At 57.0% G+C, this 12,959-nt stretch carries 13 protein-coding genes and 1 tRNA gene; 10 read left to right on the forward strand and 4 right to left on the reverse strand.

Annotated features, from left to right (window positions below; all coding sequences use genetic code 11):
• Positions 1–78 precede the first annotated feature (78 nt).
• From K6117_RS11825 to K6117_RS11835, 3 genes are read left to right on the forward strand one after another with little or no spacing between them, the layout of a single operon-like run.
• Positions 79–237 carry a hypothetical protein gene (locus K6117_RS11825; protein WP_221795278.1) on the forward strand — a complete coding sequence of 53 codons (159 nt, stop codon included), beginning with the start codon at positions 79–81 and terminating at the stop codon, positions 235–237.
• Positions 230–799, forward strand: coding sequence for an HNH endonuclease signature motif containing protein (locus K6117_RS14660; protein ID WP_221795280.1), 570 nt, complete (start codon positions 230–232; stop codon positions 797–799). The genes K6117_RS11825 and K6117_RS14660 overlap by 8 nt, the downstream gene beginning before the upstream one ends.
• Positions 799–1,344: a terminase large subunit domain-containing protein gene (locus K6117_RS11835; RefSeq protein ID WP_246605062.1), complete on the forward strand. Its 546-nt coding sequence runs from the start codon at positions 799–801 to the stop codon at positions 1,342–1,344. Before K6117_RS14660 ends, K6117_RS11835 begins: the two co-directional genes overlap by 1 nt.
• A gap of 214 nt (positions 1,345–1,558) precedes the next feature.
• On the opposite strand, the gene K6117_RS11840 is transcribed toward K6117_RS11835, so the two are convergent.
• On the reverse strand, positions 1,559–1,753 hold the full coding sequence (locus tag K6117_RS11840; protein WP_221795282.1) for a hypothetical protein: 195 nt from the start codon (positions 1,751–1,753) through the stop codon (positions 1,559–1,561).
• Between the two features lie 94 nt (positions 1,754–1,847).
• Between K6117_RS11840 and K6117_RS11845 the strand changes: the two genes are divergently transcribed.
• Complete coding sequence (locus K6117_RS11845; protein ID WP_221795284.1) at positions 1,848–2,123, forward strand: helix-turn-helix domain-containing protein; 276 nt, start codon at positions 1,848–1,850, stop codon at positions 2,121–2,123.
• 546 nt (positions 2,124–2,669) lie between these two features.
• The gene (locus K6117_RS11850; RefSeq protein ID WP_221795286.1) at positions 2,670–4,001 is read left to right on the forward strand and encodes a TonB-dependent receptor; all 1,332 of its coding nucleotides are present in this window, start codon (positions 2,670–2,672) and stop codon (positions 3,999–4,001) included.
• Here K6117_RS11850 and K6117_RS11855 read toward each other — a convergent pair whose 3' ends face one another.
• Entirely contained in the window at positions 4,002–7,100 is a 3,099-nt protein-coding gene (locus K6117_RS11855) for an autotransporter outer membrane beta-barrel domain-containing protein (RefSeq protein WP_221795288.1), read from the reverse strand.
• A 166-nt stretch (positions 7,101–7,266) separates the two neighbouring features.
• Here K6117_RS11855 and K6117_RS11860 point away from each other — a divergent pair, with 166 nt between their 5' ends.
• The 4 genes from K6117_RS11860 to K6117_RS11875 all read left to right on the forward strand — a co-directional run bounded on the left by K6117_RS11860 (position 7,267) and on the right by K6117_RS11875 (position 10,322).
• Positions 7,267–7,812 carry an HK97 family phage prohead protease gene (locus K6117_RS11860; protein WP_221795290.1) on the forward strand — a complete coding sequence of 182 codons (546 nt, stop codon included), beginning with the start codon at positions 7,267–7,269 and terminating at the stop codon, positions 7,810–7,812.
• On the forward strand, positions 7,799–8,941 hold the full coding sequence (locus K6117_RS11865; protein WP_221795293.1) for a phage portal protein: 1,143 nt from the start codon (positions 7,799–7,801) through the stop codon (positions 8,939–8,941). The genes K6117_RS11860 and K6117_RS11865 overlap by 14 nt, the downstream gene beginning before the upstream one ends.
• 283 nt (positions 8,942–9,224) lie before the next feature.
• Positions 9,225–10,226 (forward strand): tyrosine-type recombinase/integrase, encoded by a 1,002-nt coding sequence (locus K6117_RS11870; protein ID WP_221795294.1) that lies wholly within the window; start codon positions 9,225–9,227, stop codon positions 10,224–10,226.
• Positions 10,227–10,248: 22 nt separating this feature from the next.
• A tRNA-Gly gene (locus tag K6117_RS11875) sits at positions 10,249–10,322 on the forward strand.
• A 145-nt stretch (positions 10,323–10,467) separates the two neighbouring features.
• Here K6117_RS11875 and K6117_RS11880 read toward each other — a convergent pair.
• Entirely contained in the window at positions 10,468–10,953 is a 486-nt protein-coding gene (locus tag K6117_RS11880; protein ID WP_221795296.1) for a DUF6456 domain-containing protein, read from the reverse strand.
• A 98-nt stretch (positions 10,954–11,051) separates the two neighbouring features.
• On the opposite strand from K6117_RS11880, the gene K6117_RS11885 reads away from it, so the two are divergent.
• Positions 11,052–11,618 carry a helix-turn-helix domain-containing protein gene (locus tag K6117_RS11885; RefSeq protein WP_221795297.1) on the forward strand — a complete coding sequence of 189 codons (567 nt, stop codon included), beginning with the start codon at positions 11,052–11,054 and terminating at the stop codon, positions 11,616–11,618.
• Between the two features lie 168 nt (positions 11,619–11,786).
• Here the strand turns inward: K6117_RS11885 and dnaJ are convergent, their stop codons facing one another.
• On the reverse strand, positions 11,787–12,911 hold the full coding sequence (dnaJ, locus tag K6117_RS11890; protein ID WP_221795613.1) for a molecular chaperone DnaJ: 1,125 nt from the start codon (positions 12,909–12,911) through the stop codon (positions 11,787–11,789).
• Positions 12,912–12,959: the final 48 nt, after the last annotated feature.

Consider the following 12,959-nt stretch of genomic DNA (forward strand, 5'->3'; position numbering starts at 1 on the left):
TGTGGTTCACGTCCCGTCCGTAGCGGGGAACGAATCAATGCTCTTAATGGGAAGCTCCTCAACCGAATGGAGCTTCATATGACCGGCACCGCAACCCGCCTGCAAAACATCGCCAATGAGATTGGGAGGCTGTCGCCAGATTGGCGCAACCCCGAACGTTATTTCGAAAACCGACATGAGATCGAACGCGAGCTGAAGCGGCTTGCGCGTGAATTAAGGAACGCAAGTCATGGCTGATTGGCCTTACAATACCTCAACATGGGCGCGGCTTCGTCGTGCTCACCTGTCGATTGAACCACTGTGTCGCGGGTGCCATGCAATCGGGCGTCTCGTCGTGGCGAACACGGTTGACCATATCACGCCTATCAGTGACGGCGGATCTGCCTTTCCCGATCATGATGGCTTGGCGTCATATTGCCCAGCCTGTCACTCAGCCAAGACAGCACGCGGGACTGAGGCGGGCGCAATCAAGAGCACAAAGCCAAGGAAGGGATGCAACCCGGATGGCTCGCCGCTTGACGCGGACCACCCTTGGACTAAGCATGGGCCGCATGGAAGCAATCCTCTGGTATATCGTCCTCGCAATCAGCCGCATTGGCCTCTGGGTGGTAATGCACCCGCTGTTGGTAGCGCGGCTCCTCTTGGCAATGTTTGCGATCTGGGTAGTGGTGAAGATCCTGCGATTGATTGTTCGATGCGTGAGCTTTCTGCTCCGGATGCGGAAGAATCGCTCAGGGCCGACATCGTAGGACCGGCGCGGAACCTTCGAAATCAATTAGTTTCTAAGGGCCGTCGATAATGGGCAAGCGTGGACCCGGCGCGGGCCGATTGCGAGCCGCTGCACAAGCTGCACCTGCGATAGTGTCGCATCCTTGGGAGCAAGAGGGGATGCCGCCTGCTGAACAGGTATTGGCCTTCCTGCGGAGCCTGCCGATTGTTTCCGGCTTGAAGGCTGGCGAGACGATGGAGCCGCTCGACTTTCAGGAACAGTTCGTTCGTGGGATCTATTCCGATGTGGATGATTTAGGGCGTCGTCGTGTTCGGCTCGCTGCGCTGTCTGTCGCACGCGGCAACGGTAAATCTGCAATCCTTGCGGGCCTGTCACTGGCGCACCTGCTTGGACCGATGACCGAACCCTATGGCGAATGCTATGCCGCTGCGCTTGACCGTGAACAGGCGGGCGTCCTGTATCGCATGGCGCGGGCTTATATCGAGGCAGTGCCTTGGATGGCTGCGCGGGTGAACATCAAGGATTGGCACAAGGAAATCATTGACGAGGAATCGCAGTCTATTTGGCGGGCGCTGACGTCGGACGCACGAAAGGCGCATGGCCTTACGCTTTGACGACCTGTTTGTAGGGGACGATGCGTTGTTGGGCGCGGAGGGGGATGGCGCGAAGTCTGACGGGCTAGACTGACAGGAAGCGCCAACATCGCTGACTTTTATCCATTAAGCTTTGATGTCCAATAGCGGCTGAACATTCAGCATCTGGGAAAACTATCGCTATCGTTGATTCCGTTCCTTTTCCAGCGTCAGGCACGGTCAGTTTTCGGAACGTCTATTTTGCCTTCTCCTTCATCTCGGCATATGCCGCGTCACGGGCTTGAGACGCCAGTGATTGAAGATATTGGCTTGCATCTTTGTAGGTCAGGAAGGGCCTTCCATCAACAATGATTGGGACTGAACGACCGTTGTAGATCCGGCGAAGCAACCGCCTTTGGGGCCTACTCAACGATTGGTCTTCTTCCGTCATTGCCATTTTCCATACTATAATAGAGAGCGTGCGAAGCTGCTATTCTCAACCACACACACGATACTAACCGCCCACAATTGTGAAAGAGGGAACGATGACCGAGTCATTCACAAAGCAAGATATGTGTGAGCACTTTGCCCACTGCGTACAAGTGTTTGGCGGCACCACTGCTGCCTCGCGGCGCCTCGGTATAGACGAACGAGCTATCCGACGTTTTATCAATGGTGAGCGGCCTCTTGGCGCCGGCGTTCTAAAAGACACCGCGAACGCACTTCGCCTTCTTATCTCTGAAGCAGCAGCGGCGGAAGGTCATATCGCTGAGGCTTTCGGCACTGAGCTGAACGATCCGCAACCTAGCCTATCTAAATAGGACGCCGCACCATTGTAGGTCTAGAAACAAAGGGTTGACATACGAACCACTGCCGCTTCCGTTACAGCGGCAGTGGCGAACTTAACCACAGGCGCCGGTCTCAAAGACGAAAGGTAGCGTCCTGCGTGTAAGGTGGCCAGTCACCAGTACAGGTACAAGCTCAAAAGCCACTTACTTCGGGCATAATCATCCAGTTGAGCGCGCATTTTTGTTATGTAAGTATCTGAATGGATAATATAATAAAAATTCCAAATGCGAAGGTTCGATTTCGGTTTGGATCTCAAGACACATTATCATTTTATACCAATAACTTGTGGTGTGTAAACTTATCCCGAAGTTTCCGGCGCTTGCGCCATTATGAGCCGGTTAATTGTACCTCAAGAGACTGAAAATATTTTATAAATATGCACTTAAATGAGGTGATTTCAGCCAGAGTCTCCGTGGTGAATTCTGCATCGACGGATTGGAAATCGGGCGGGGTGGTGGCGCTAACAGTCGTCGGCTGGCAGTGACACGCAGAGCGCGGGTGGTCTCGAAGAGATTGTGGTGACCGCGCAGAAGCGTTCAGAAAACCTGCAAAGCGTTCCTATTTCGGTTGCAGCCGTGTCGGGTGAATCGCTTGAGCGCCAGAAGATTACCAACATCGCAGGGCTCGCGAACTCCATCCCGAATGTGCAGATCAATCAATGGGCCAATTCGCCGGATTCGGCGGTTTTCACGATCCGAGGCGTCGGCGTCAATGATCCGGATCCTTATGTTGGTACGACCGTGTCGGTTGTGGTGGATGGCGTGGTCGTTGGCGTCAACACGGCGGCGTTGAGCAATTTGTTCGACATTGAGCGCGTGGAAATCCTGCGCGGTCCTCAGGGTACCTTGTTCGGCGCCAATACCACTGGCGGCGTCATCAACGTGGTGACCAAGCAGCCGACGGGTGAATTCGGTGGTGAGGCACAGGTCACTTATGGCAATTACAACCGTCTGGAATTGAACGCCGCCGTGAATTTTCCGTTGGCCGATCATTTGGCGGGCAAGATCAGCGTCCTCCACACGGGACGCGACGGCTATTTCAAGAATGTGCTGACAGGGGCCAATCTCGGCAAGGTCGATATGACGAACCTACGCGCCTATCTGAAGTTTGATGGCGGGAGTGCGTATAATGCGACCCTGATCGGTGAATATGGACGTTCGCGCAATGATTCCCAGACCAATCTCAACCTCTCGGATTCGAGCTTGCTGATTTACGACCCGGTCTATAGCTCACCCAATAACAAGGGATATAGCCGCGGTCAGAGCACGGATCAGCCAAATTATAATAATCGTGACAGCTATAGCGCCACGTTGACCCAGAATATTGGTACTGGGCTTGGCGATATTGTGTCGATCACGAATTATCGCAGCTACAACCATGATCTGTACAGCGATGATGATGCCGTGCCTGCCGTACTCCTGCAGAGTCGCCGTCAGATCAAGCATGAACAATATTCACAGGAACTCCGCGATACTGTGAATCTGACCGATGCCGTGCAGATGATCTTTGGCGGCTTTGCCTTCCACCAGAAATACTCCCTTATTCAGGGTACCAAGCTCGATGGTTTCGCGCTCGGTCTGGGGCAGCCGCAGACGCAACGGCAACGCTCGACCTCACTTTCGGCCTTTTCGCAGCTCTATGCACAGCTGACGGACAAGCTACGTCTACAGGCCGGTCTGCGCTACGCCTATCTGCGGCACGGACGGCCGGTTCGCGCTCATCGTTGCTCAATCGTGTACATCAAAGCCGAAAAAATGGTGTCGTTATTCGGGGGTAGGGAGAGAAAGTCTGTCATTTGCTGTGTAACGAGCTTCACGCACCGCGAAAGCGCGGAATTTCCTAGGGTCTAGTCATCGCCTTTTTAGATTAACGCGTATGTCGTCGGTGAAGAGCCAGCCTTCGCTCCACGACGAGATGATGTTTCTGGAATCAAGCCATTTAACCAAGGCAATATTTTCGGGGCTGTTCATCAATCTCGGTGTTTGGTAGCCCGTCGTTATTTCCGAAAATGGTCGCGGGAGATTAGCCAGAACCACACGCACGTCGTCATCCGTCAGAACGGAATGACATTTGTTGAAGAGCGAGATTTGCGTCGCGATAGGCCTTGAATGCGTTATCAGGGAATGCGCGATATTCGCATCAAGCCGGGAAATGTTAGTGTCGATGCGGTCTAGGATCGGGCCGATAAGTGCCGCTCGCTCGGGAAGACCGTTAAGCGCGTTCAGGTCCATCAATTCGATTAGTGCGCGCTTGTCTTCATTGCCAATTTCAGCTCGTAGAAGTTGTTCTCGGAAATCGTCGTCGAGCGCAAACTTGCCTGGATCAGCCAGATATGTTTCGATGTTGGCCGCGACGAAAAGCGCCTGCAAGTCCGTTTCGTCGGCAAGCGCGTCCAGACTATCCTTGGTGAACGTGATTTTCCCTTCCGCTATCAGGATTCGAAGCTTGGTTCTTTCGAGGCCTTCGGGGAATTTCTTGAACGGCATCGGCAGCGCCTGCGCATATTCCTGATACGCGGCGTCACACAGCGTGGCCGCCTCGATGAGGAATTGGCGCAGAGGTTGTGTATTCGTGTCACTCGGTATCGGGTCTGTCAGGATAGCCGCCCGGACATCTTCCTGATCGAGATAAGCGACGAGACTTTCCTTATCGAATCCCTCGCCTCCCATGAAGGTGAGGCAGTTCGCCCAGGTCGGTTCGATCGAATGCAGCTGGAACAGCATTGCATGCAATTTATCAGGCACATTTTCTAGAGATGGCAGCAGGGTCGCTTGTCGTCCCAGAAATTCCCTTAGATCATTTTCATCAAGATTATCACGGCGAATGATAGCCAGAATGGCTTGGGCATCCTCGTTCGAATTTTCTTGCAGCTCCAGTAGGACGTCATGCAAGTAGAGATCGAAATCACGCTCGATCCGCTCTATCAAAACAGCGTGGTTCGTCTCACGCAAGGTGGTGTAGTTCCCGGCGCGCAGCGGCTCGAGATCGTTTTCACCAAAGATCTCGTGATAGGCGTATTCTAGGTTGGCGATCGTGAGTTCGAAAAGTCCCTTTGAGAACATGGACCTTACAATTCCGGGGTGCTCCCTGATAGCGGCGAGATCCTGGACCTCGAAGCCGAGGCGCTCGAGCCGCTCCGGCACCAGTTCAGGTGCACGCACCAGAATATCAGGAAGGTTCGCCGAGACGAATTCCGGAAGCTCGTCGACATCGTTCGCTAGGGTCTCGAGCAGACTTTCAGACAGGCTCATGAGCAGTTGCGTTACGTGAGATAGATTTCGCGAGCTGGCGATGGCGGTCGGGACGAATTTTTTCCAAGCGCCGACCAGTCCCGAAAGTAACCCTGGTGCATCGCGGCCGCCTGCGTAATAGGCTTCGAAAAAGCCCTCGCAGCTGTCGAATTCGGATGAGAGAAACTCGAAAAGCTTCGACGTTTGATCGGCATAGCGGAGCCGATCACTCAAAAGACAGTCGACGAGCTTGACGTTTAGGACGTAGCTCTGGCGGAAGTCCTCATAGCCAGTCATGTACGACGAGCTTTCAACGTTCACTGTATCCCCATATTGGGTGTTGCTGAGCGCCGCAGTCGGAGCGATACCTGCCCCAACGTCGGTCGCTGTCAGTGACAGCTTGTTGGTCGCACTGTTGCCCAGAGCCTCGCCAAACTGCGTGTTGTTGGACACAGATAGTTTAGAATTGGAGAGGTCATAGTCGAGCGACTGATCGATACCAAAGGTCGTATTGACCGAGGTGGTCGAGCTGCTGTCGCTATCTACGGACTGTTGGTTGGCTACCGAGTAGTTGGCCGAGGCATAAGCCGTCGGCGTGTTGGTGCCCTCGGCATAACCCTGCCCGCCGTCGCCAGTGCCGGAAAGGTTTGTCGCTGACGCTGCAAGCGTGTTGGCAGCCGAGTTACCGATCGATGATCCAAGCGCGACGTTGCTATTTACCGCCACAGAGCTGTTGTAAACATCAAATGCCAATTCGGTGAGAGCACCAGCGTTATCGAGATCGCCAACCGTTGCCGAAACATCGGCACTGCTGGACTGTACGTTGACCACACCGCCGTCGCTGGCAAGATCAGTGGCAGCGAGAGTGAGGCCATTCGATGCCTTGTTGCTGGTAGCAAACGCACTGAACTGGTTACTGTTCGCAGTTACAGATGAGTCCGACGTCGCATAGTCCACGAAATTCTTGACGGTGGCCATGTCGCCCAGCGTCGCACTCACAGCGCCAGTGCCCGTGCTCTGCACATTGGCCACACTAAAGGCTGCATCGGTCGTTACACCACCATCTGCGGCGGTATCGACATACGCAAAGCCAGCGGCGTCGGCCGGGGTCGACAGGCTGGTCGCAGTGACAGCCAGCGTATTGGTCGCATTTGTGCCATCCGCAATTGCCTGCAAGATGTTCGAGGACGCCGACATCGACGAGTTGTCGAGTGAGTCTGCCCAATTGGCGATTGTGTTCGGGCCTGAGGTGGTGACAGTTGCCGTAATGTCGGCAGTGTCGGCAATGCTTTGGACATTGGCTATGGTCGCACCATTGGTCACGCCACTGGCAACAGCATCACCGGCGTCCAGCGAAGCGGCAATGCTGAGGGTGGTGGCATTGGTAGTCACCGCACCCTGTGCCTTCGCAATGACGCTGTTGCTGTCGACGGCGAGAGCGCTGTTCGTGACGGCGCCGATCGCTTTGACGGAATAGGCCGATACGTCGGCATTGGCAGCAGTGGTCGCCGAAACGGCGCCACTCACGGATTGATCATTGAGCGTGGCAAAGGCGCCGCTCACGGTGCCTTCACCGTCATCGATCACGGCTGGAGCAATGACGTCGGCGCCGGTCAGCGTGACATTGGTCGCAGTGACAGCGAGGTTATTGCTCGAAACGACCCCAGTGGCCTGCGATTGCAGCTTGTTACCGCTCAGCGTCAGCGAGGAGTCGGCCACAGTAGCGCCGGATGCCAAGCTCGCAGAGCCGGTCGTGCTGGCCGATACCGTGCTGTCCACATCGTTGGTTTGCTCTGCAACAATAGCGACACCGGTACCAACATTGACGCCCGAAGGCGTTCGTGTCCATTGAGGACGTGACGACTGCCGCTGTGGGCATCGCGTAATGACTGTGGCGGCACCTCTTGAACGGCGAGCCTTTACGGAGGTTCGCACCGCTGGGCGGCGTATCGAGGGGTATGCCGCCACCTTCGGGTCTGAGGCTGACTTAGGCAGCTTCAAAGAGACAATCGCCCCCGGTGCGTTCCGTGACGCGCTGGCGGGCGATGTTCTCGCCATGCTCGACCACGACCCCGGCAAAGTGCTTGGTCGGACCCGCTCCGGCACCTTGCGCCTGTCTGAGGATAGCAAGGGCCTTAAGTTCTCGCTCGACCTGCCAGACACTCAGGCGGGGCGTGATATTCTCGCTTTGGCCGAACGGGATGATCTGGGCGGCATGAGCTTTGGCTTTATGATTTCCAAAGGCGGCGAAAGCTGGAACGGCAATATTCGCACCCTCAGCAAGATCGCACTGCGGGAAATCTCCATCGTGCAGGCATGGCCCGCATATCCCGACACTGAGATTGCCCTTCGTGCGCTGATGACCGGCGCGGAAGCCAATCGACGCAAGCGGGCGCTCATTTTGGCGGAGGTGAGCCGTGCAGTTGATTGATAACATGCTGGCCCGCATGGGCTATGAGAAACGCGCTCACGACCCGTCATGGGCTGCGCTGGCGCCATCCATCGGTGCAGGGTCAAGCGTCTCAGCACGGACGGCTGAAAACCTCTCGACGGTGCTGGCGTGCGTCAACGCCATCTCGACCGCTTTGGCCTATGTCCCTGCGCTTGTTTATCGTCGTGACCCAGACGGCAACCGGACTGAGACAACGGCGCATCCATTGGGCAAGATTGTGCGTGCTGGTGCCAATCCAAGCATGACTTGGCCCGACTTTCTGGAACACTTCATCGCATCGTCGCTGTTGACCGGTAACGGGCTGGCGGAGATCGTGCGGAGCGGTAACGGGCAGCTTTCGGGCTTTCGTCATATTCCTTGGTCTTTTGTGACTGTCTCCGAACTGTCGAGCGGACGGCTCGCCTATGACGTATCGGATGGCAAGGGCCGCACCCGTCGCTTGCTTGAGGGCGAAGTGCTTCACCTGCGTGATCGCACTGATGATGGCATCATTGGCCGTTCGCGTCTGTCTAGGGCTGCTGAGACGGTAACAGGCGTGCAGGCTGCTAACAGGCACGCGGCATCTTTCCTTGCCAATGGAGCTAGCCCTAGCGGCGTGATCGAGGTGCCTCAGGAAATGGGATCGCATAAACGCGAACTGGTGCGACAAGCGTTCTCTCAGCGCCATGCAGGTGCGACCAATGCAGGGAATACTTTGATTCTTGATGGCGGCATGACGTGGAAGCCGTCGCAAATCTCGCCTGAGGATGCGGAATTGCTCGAAACCCGCAAGTTCGGCGTTGTCGAGATCTGCCGCTTGTTTCAGGTGCCCCCGCCGATCGTGCAGGCGTATGAGAACAACACCTTTACCAATGCCGCACAAGCTGGCCTGTGGTTCGCGACGTTCTGCTTGGCACCTTGGGCACGCAAGATCGAGGCCGAGTTCGCCCGTTCTGTTTTCCCTGCTGGTGGCAATTTCGAACTGGAATTGGATCTTTCGGGCTTCTTGCGCGGTGATCCTGAAACCCGGTGGAACGCGCATAAGATCGCGCTCGAAACCGGCGTGCTCGATGCTGATGAAGTTCGCCAGATTGAAGGCTGGAACAAGCGCGGGAGTGCTGCGGCGTAATGGCTATAGTGGCATCCTCATTCAACTACCCGCACAAGTCGCAGGTTAAGCGAATGGTTGATGCCGTGCGTGAAGCTGGGATGGCCCCGGCAATTGTCGAGTTTGCACCTGATGGCACTATGCGCATTTCCGAAGCCCATGCCAAACCAACCGCCCCGAACGATGAGTTTACCAAATGGGAGTCTCGGTTGTGAGTATTAAGGGGCTGCATATCGTCGCTAAGCGGAAGGCGGGCCATCCGGTGCGCTGGTATGTCTATGCTTGGCGGGGAGGTCCTTGCATCATGACCAAGGTGGGCGGGACGCGCCCTGCGCTAGGGCCTGACGCCATCGACAAATATCATGAAGTCATGGCCGATACTCGTGCAGTCAAGCCGTCTATGCTTGCGGCACTTGTCCGGGATTATCGGAACAGTCGAGAATGGCAAAAGCTTGCACCGACCACGCGGAAACAGTGGGGCATCCGGCTCGACTTGATTGAAGCCAAATGGGGCGTAACCCCGATTTCAATTTGGTCCGATCCGCGCATGGTTGTGAAGGTGAAGGCGTGGCGTGATGATGCCTATTCGACCCCAAGGGAAGCCGACTATCGCATCACGGTATTGCGTGCGCTGCTGGAATGGGGTCGTCTGAATAGTCGCGTCTCTGTCAATGTGGCTGTTGGTATTCCGCAAATCTATGAAGGCGGAAACCGTGCGGAAATCATATGGACCGATGAGGATATATCGGCGTTCAAAGAGCACGCACGTCCCGACATATTTGATGGCCTGCGCTTAGCAAGTATGACTGGTTTACGTCGGGCCGATCTGTTGGAACTGCAATGGGGCGAGGTCGGCACGACTGCCATTATCCGCGTCACCAACAAGTCGAAACGTCGGAAACCGCGCAAGGCTGTTATCCCGATCTACCCAAAGCTGCGTGCGCTACTGGATGAGTTGCGCGAACGGCATCGGAACGAAGGCGTGGCGAATGTTCTGGTGACGGAAGCGGGCGAACCTTGGGGGCTGGACAACTTCACCCATGCTTTTGCGAAGGCTCGCGACACTGCCAACATTGTGCATGACGATGGACGAAAGAAGCATCCGCACGACCTGCGGGGCACTTTCGCTACCAACCTGATCTTGTCGGGCTTCACCGATCAAGAGGCCGCCGGGGTGCTTGGCTGGGCACCTGAGCAAGTTGCCAATATTCGCAGCCATTATGTTGACCAAGCTAGGGTTATAGTGCAATTGGCGGATCGTATCGCCGCTAGCACTGTAAACCCGGTTGTAAACCGAAAGGGTTAGACCAGTGCTAAGTGATTGGAATGCGGGTGTAGCTCAATGGCAGAGCAGAAGCTTCCCAAGCTTACGACGAGGGTTCGATTCCCTTCACCCGCTCCATTTTGTCTCTCAGTTAGCCTCCATCGCCTGCGCGTACATCCGTCCGCTTAGGCTTTCGCGCCAATAAGGCGCGGCAGCCGTTCGGACTTGCGGCACGGCGAGCCGTTGGTGGCACTTTCAAAGTGTGGGCCCGGCTATCCCCCCATCACCCCAACCGATAATGCACCACCAAGCGATCCAGCGCGAGGCCGAGTACAAGCCGCCCGGACCGCGCAGGCCAGTTCAAGCCACGCTCTGCCGCCGCCATGCCCTCGCCCGCGCAGATGATCCGCCATGCAATATCTTGCAGCCCCGCCCCCAAATGATCGACGGCGGCGTGAAATCGCGTCTTGGCCGCAATTTGGCGGTCGGTCGCGTCCATCATCGCCGCGCCGCCTTTTGCGCCGCCGGGTGCCGCATCCCAGCGCATCGTCACGCGCGGGCCAAGTTGGGCCAGTTCATAATCGCGGCGCAATTGTTCGCCCGCTGCAAATTGCAAATCGGTGATGAGTTGCCGCCCATGCAGCCATGAAAGAGGCGATTCGGCGCGATTTACCATCACCCGCCGCCGCGCAACCCCATCCGCCGCCTGTTCGTCCGGCACCAGCAACGCCCGTTCCGCCAATGCCTGATCGCGTGTCTGAAGTCCCATGGCCTGCCTCTCCCTGATCAATATTTGAGGACAAGACTTGCCATATCCGCATAATTGTTGGAAAGAATAATAACCATATAGGTTATTAAGAGGCCCGCATGATCACCGCCATCCGACAAGTTCGCAAGGCCAAGGGGATGACCCTCGCCGATGTCGCCGCGCGTTGCGCCCCGCCGACCACCGCACAAACGATCGGGCGGCTGGAAACCGGCATGCGCACGGTGTCGGTCGAATGGCTGAACCGCATCGCCACGGCGCTAGGCGTCACCGCAAGCGATCTCGTCACCTTGCCCGACCAGTCGAACCTGCCGGTCATCGCCCGTATCGGGGCCGATGGCGCTCAGGCGCCGGAGCGCGAACTGGCGCTCCCCCCGCCCCAGCCAATGGCCGAGGATGTGGCGGTGCAGATTTTGGTCACGGTCGGGGAATATCGCAGCGGCGATGTGTTATGGTGTCGCCGCACCGCACCAGCTGACTTTGCCGCCGTGCTCAATCGCGATATATTAGTGCCGCGTCCGGCAGGGCGCTTCGTCTTTGGGCGGATGATCGGGCTGGATGCCGACCGGATCTTGATCCTGCCGCCGGGGGCCGGCCATCGCCAACAGGTGGTGGCTGGTGCGCCATGGATCGCCGTGGCGCACCAACTCGTTCGATCACTCGACTAGAGAAAACCCCGATACCCAGGGCCGAAGGCCCCATCGACATTTAGTTCAGGTCGAGGCGAAAATGGTGGTTTGCCGTGACCCGGCGCGCAGCGTACTTAATGTACGTGAGCACCGGAAGCACGGTAAACCGACATTTGCAGCCCGACATGGGCTGAATGTCGATGGGGCCTAGTCAGTCAGATCGTCCCACATATCCTTGAGCTTGGTAAAAAAACCGGCGCTCTGCGGGCATTCCTCGCCTGTCTCGGTCTCGCGGAACTGTTCCAGCAGTTCGCGCTGCTTCGCTGTCAATTTGGTTGGCGTTTCGACATCGATCTGCACGACAAGATCACCCGCGCCGCGCCCTTGCAGCACCGGCATGCCCGCGCCGCGATGGCGGATTTGCTTGCCTGATTGCACCCCCGCCGGGATGCGGATTTCATGCTTTTCGCCCGCCAGCCCCGGAATATGGATCACCCCGCCCAGCGCCGCCGTGGTGAAACTGATCGGCGCATGGGTGAACAAGGTCGTCCCATCGCGCTGGAACAATTTGTGCCGCGACAAATGAATGAAGATATAGAGATCGCCCGACGGGCCGCCACGCGCGCCCGCCTCACCCTCGCCCGACAAACGGATGCGTGTACCATCGTCGACACCCGGCGGGACATTGACCTGCAAGGTCTTGTCGCGCTCTACCCGGCCTTCGCCGCGGCAGGAGGTGCAGGGATCGGCAATGATCTGCCCGGTCCCGCGACATGCGCCGCAAGGCCGTTCGACCATGAAAAAGCCCTGTTGCGCGCGCAATTTGCCATGGCCACCACAGGTGCCGCATGTCTGCGCCCCGGTGCCGGGCTTGGCGCCCGTGCCACTACAGGGTTCGCACGCCGCCGATACCGAAATGTCGATCTCGGTCGTCTTGCCGTGAAATGCCTCTTCCAACGAAATTTCGAGGTCGTAACGCAAATCCGCGCCGCGCTGCGGCCCGGATTGGGTACGCCCGCGCCCGCCCATGAATTCACCGAAGATATTTTCGAAAATATCCGAAAACCCGCCGAAATCCTGCTGGCCACCGCCGCCGCCGCCATTTTGGAACGCTGCCTTGCCGAAACGATCATAGGCCGCGCGCTTTTGCGGGTCCTTCAAACAGTCATAGGCTTCGCTGATCGCCTTGAACTTTGATTCTGATTCAGTGCAGCCCGGATTGCGATCTGGGTGATAGCGCATCGCCAGCTTGCGATAGGAAGATTTGATCGTACCGTCATCGGCGGTGCGCTCAATCTCCAGCAATTCATAATAATCGTCACTATCGGCCATCATAGCCCCCATCAACACGGTCCGGCCCCGTCTTTGGACGGGACCGGA

Origin of the sequence: Alteraquisediminimonas sediminicola, assembly GCF_019740335.1 — a bacterium.
Lineage (GTDB): Bacteria > Pseudomonadota > Alphaproteobacteria > Sphingomonadales > Sphingomonadaceae > Alteraquisediminimonas > Alteraquisediminimonas sediminicola.

Excerpts from the sequence above, each read along its gene's own strand:
- K6117_RS11870 (WP_221795294.1), top strand. The coding sequence starts at position 9,225 with ATGACCAAGGTGGGCGGGACGCGCCCTGCGCTAGGGCCTGACGCCATC.
- K6117_RS11845 (WP_221795284.1), top strand. The coding sequence starts at position 1,848 with ATGACCGAGTCATTCACAAAGCAAGATATGTGTGAGCACTTTGCCCAC.
- K6117_RS11840 (WP_221795282.1), bottom strand. The coding sequence starts at position 1,753 with ATGACGGAAGAAGACCAATCGTTGAGTAGGCCCCAAAGGCGGTTGCTT.
- K6117_RS14660 (WP_221795280.1), top strand. The coding sequence starts at position 230 with ATGGCTGATTGGCCTTACAATACCTCAACATGGGCGCGGCTTCGTCGT.
- K6117_RS11860 (WP_221795290.1), top strand. The coding sequence starts at position 7,267 with ATGACTGTGGCGGCACCTCTTGAACGGCGAGCCTTTACGGAGGTTCGC.
- K6117_RS11885 (WP_221795297.1), top strand. The coding sequence starts at position 11,052 with ATGATCACCGCCATCCGACAAGTTCGCAAGGCCAAGGGGATGACCCTC.
- K6117_RS11835 (WP_246605062.1), top strand. The coding sequence starts at position 799 with ATGGGCAAGCGTGGACCCGGCGCGGGCCGATTGCGAGCCGCTGCACAA.
- K6117_RS11880 (WP_221795296.1), bottom strand. The coding sequence starts at position 10,953 with ATGGGACTTCAGACACGCGATCAGGCATTGGCGGAACGGGCGTTGCTG.
- dnaJ (WP_221795613.1), bottom strand. The coding sequence starts at position 12,911 with ATGGCCGATAGTGACGATTATTATGAATTGCTGGAGATTGAGCGCACC.
- K6117_RS11825 (WP_221795278.1), top strand. The coding sequence starts at position 79 with ATGACCGGCACCGCAACCCGCCTGCAAAACATCGCCAATGAGATTGGG.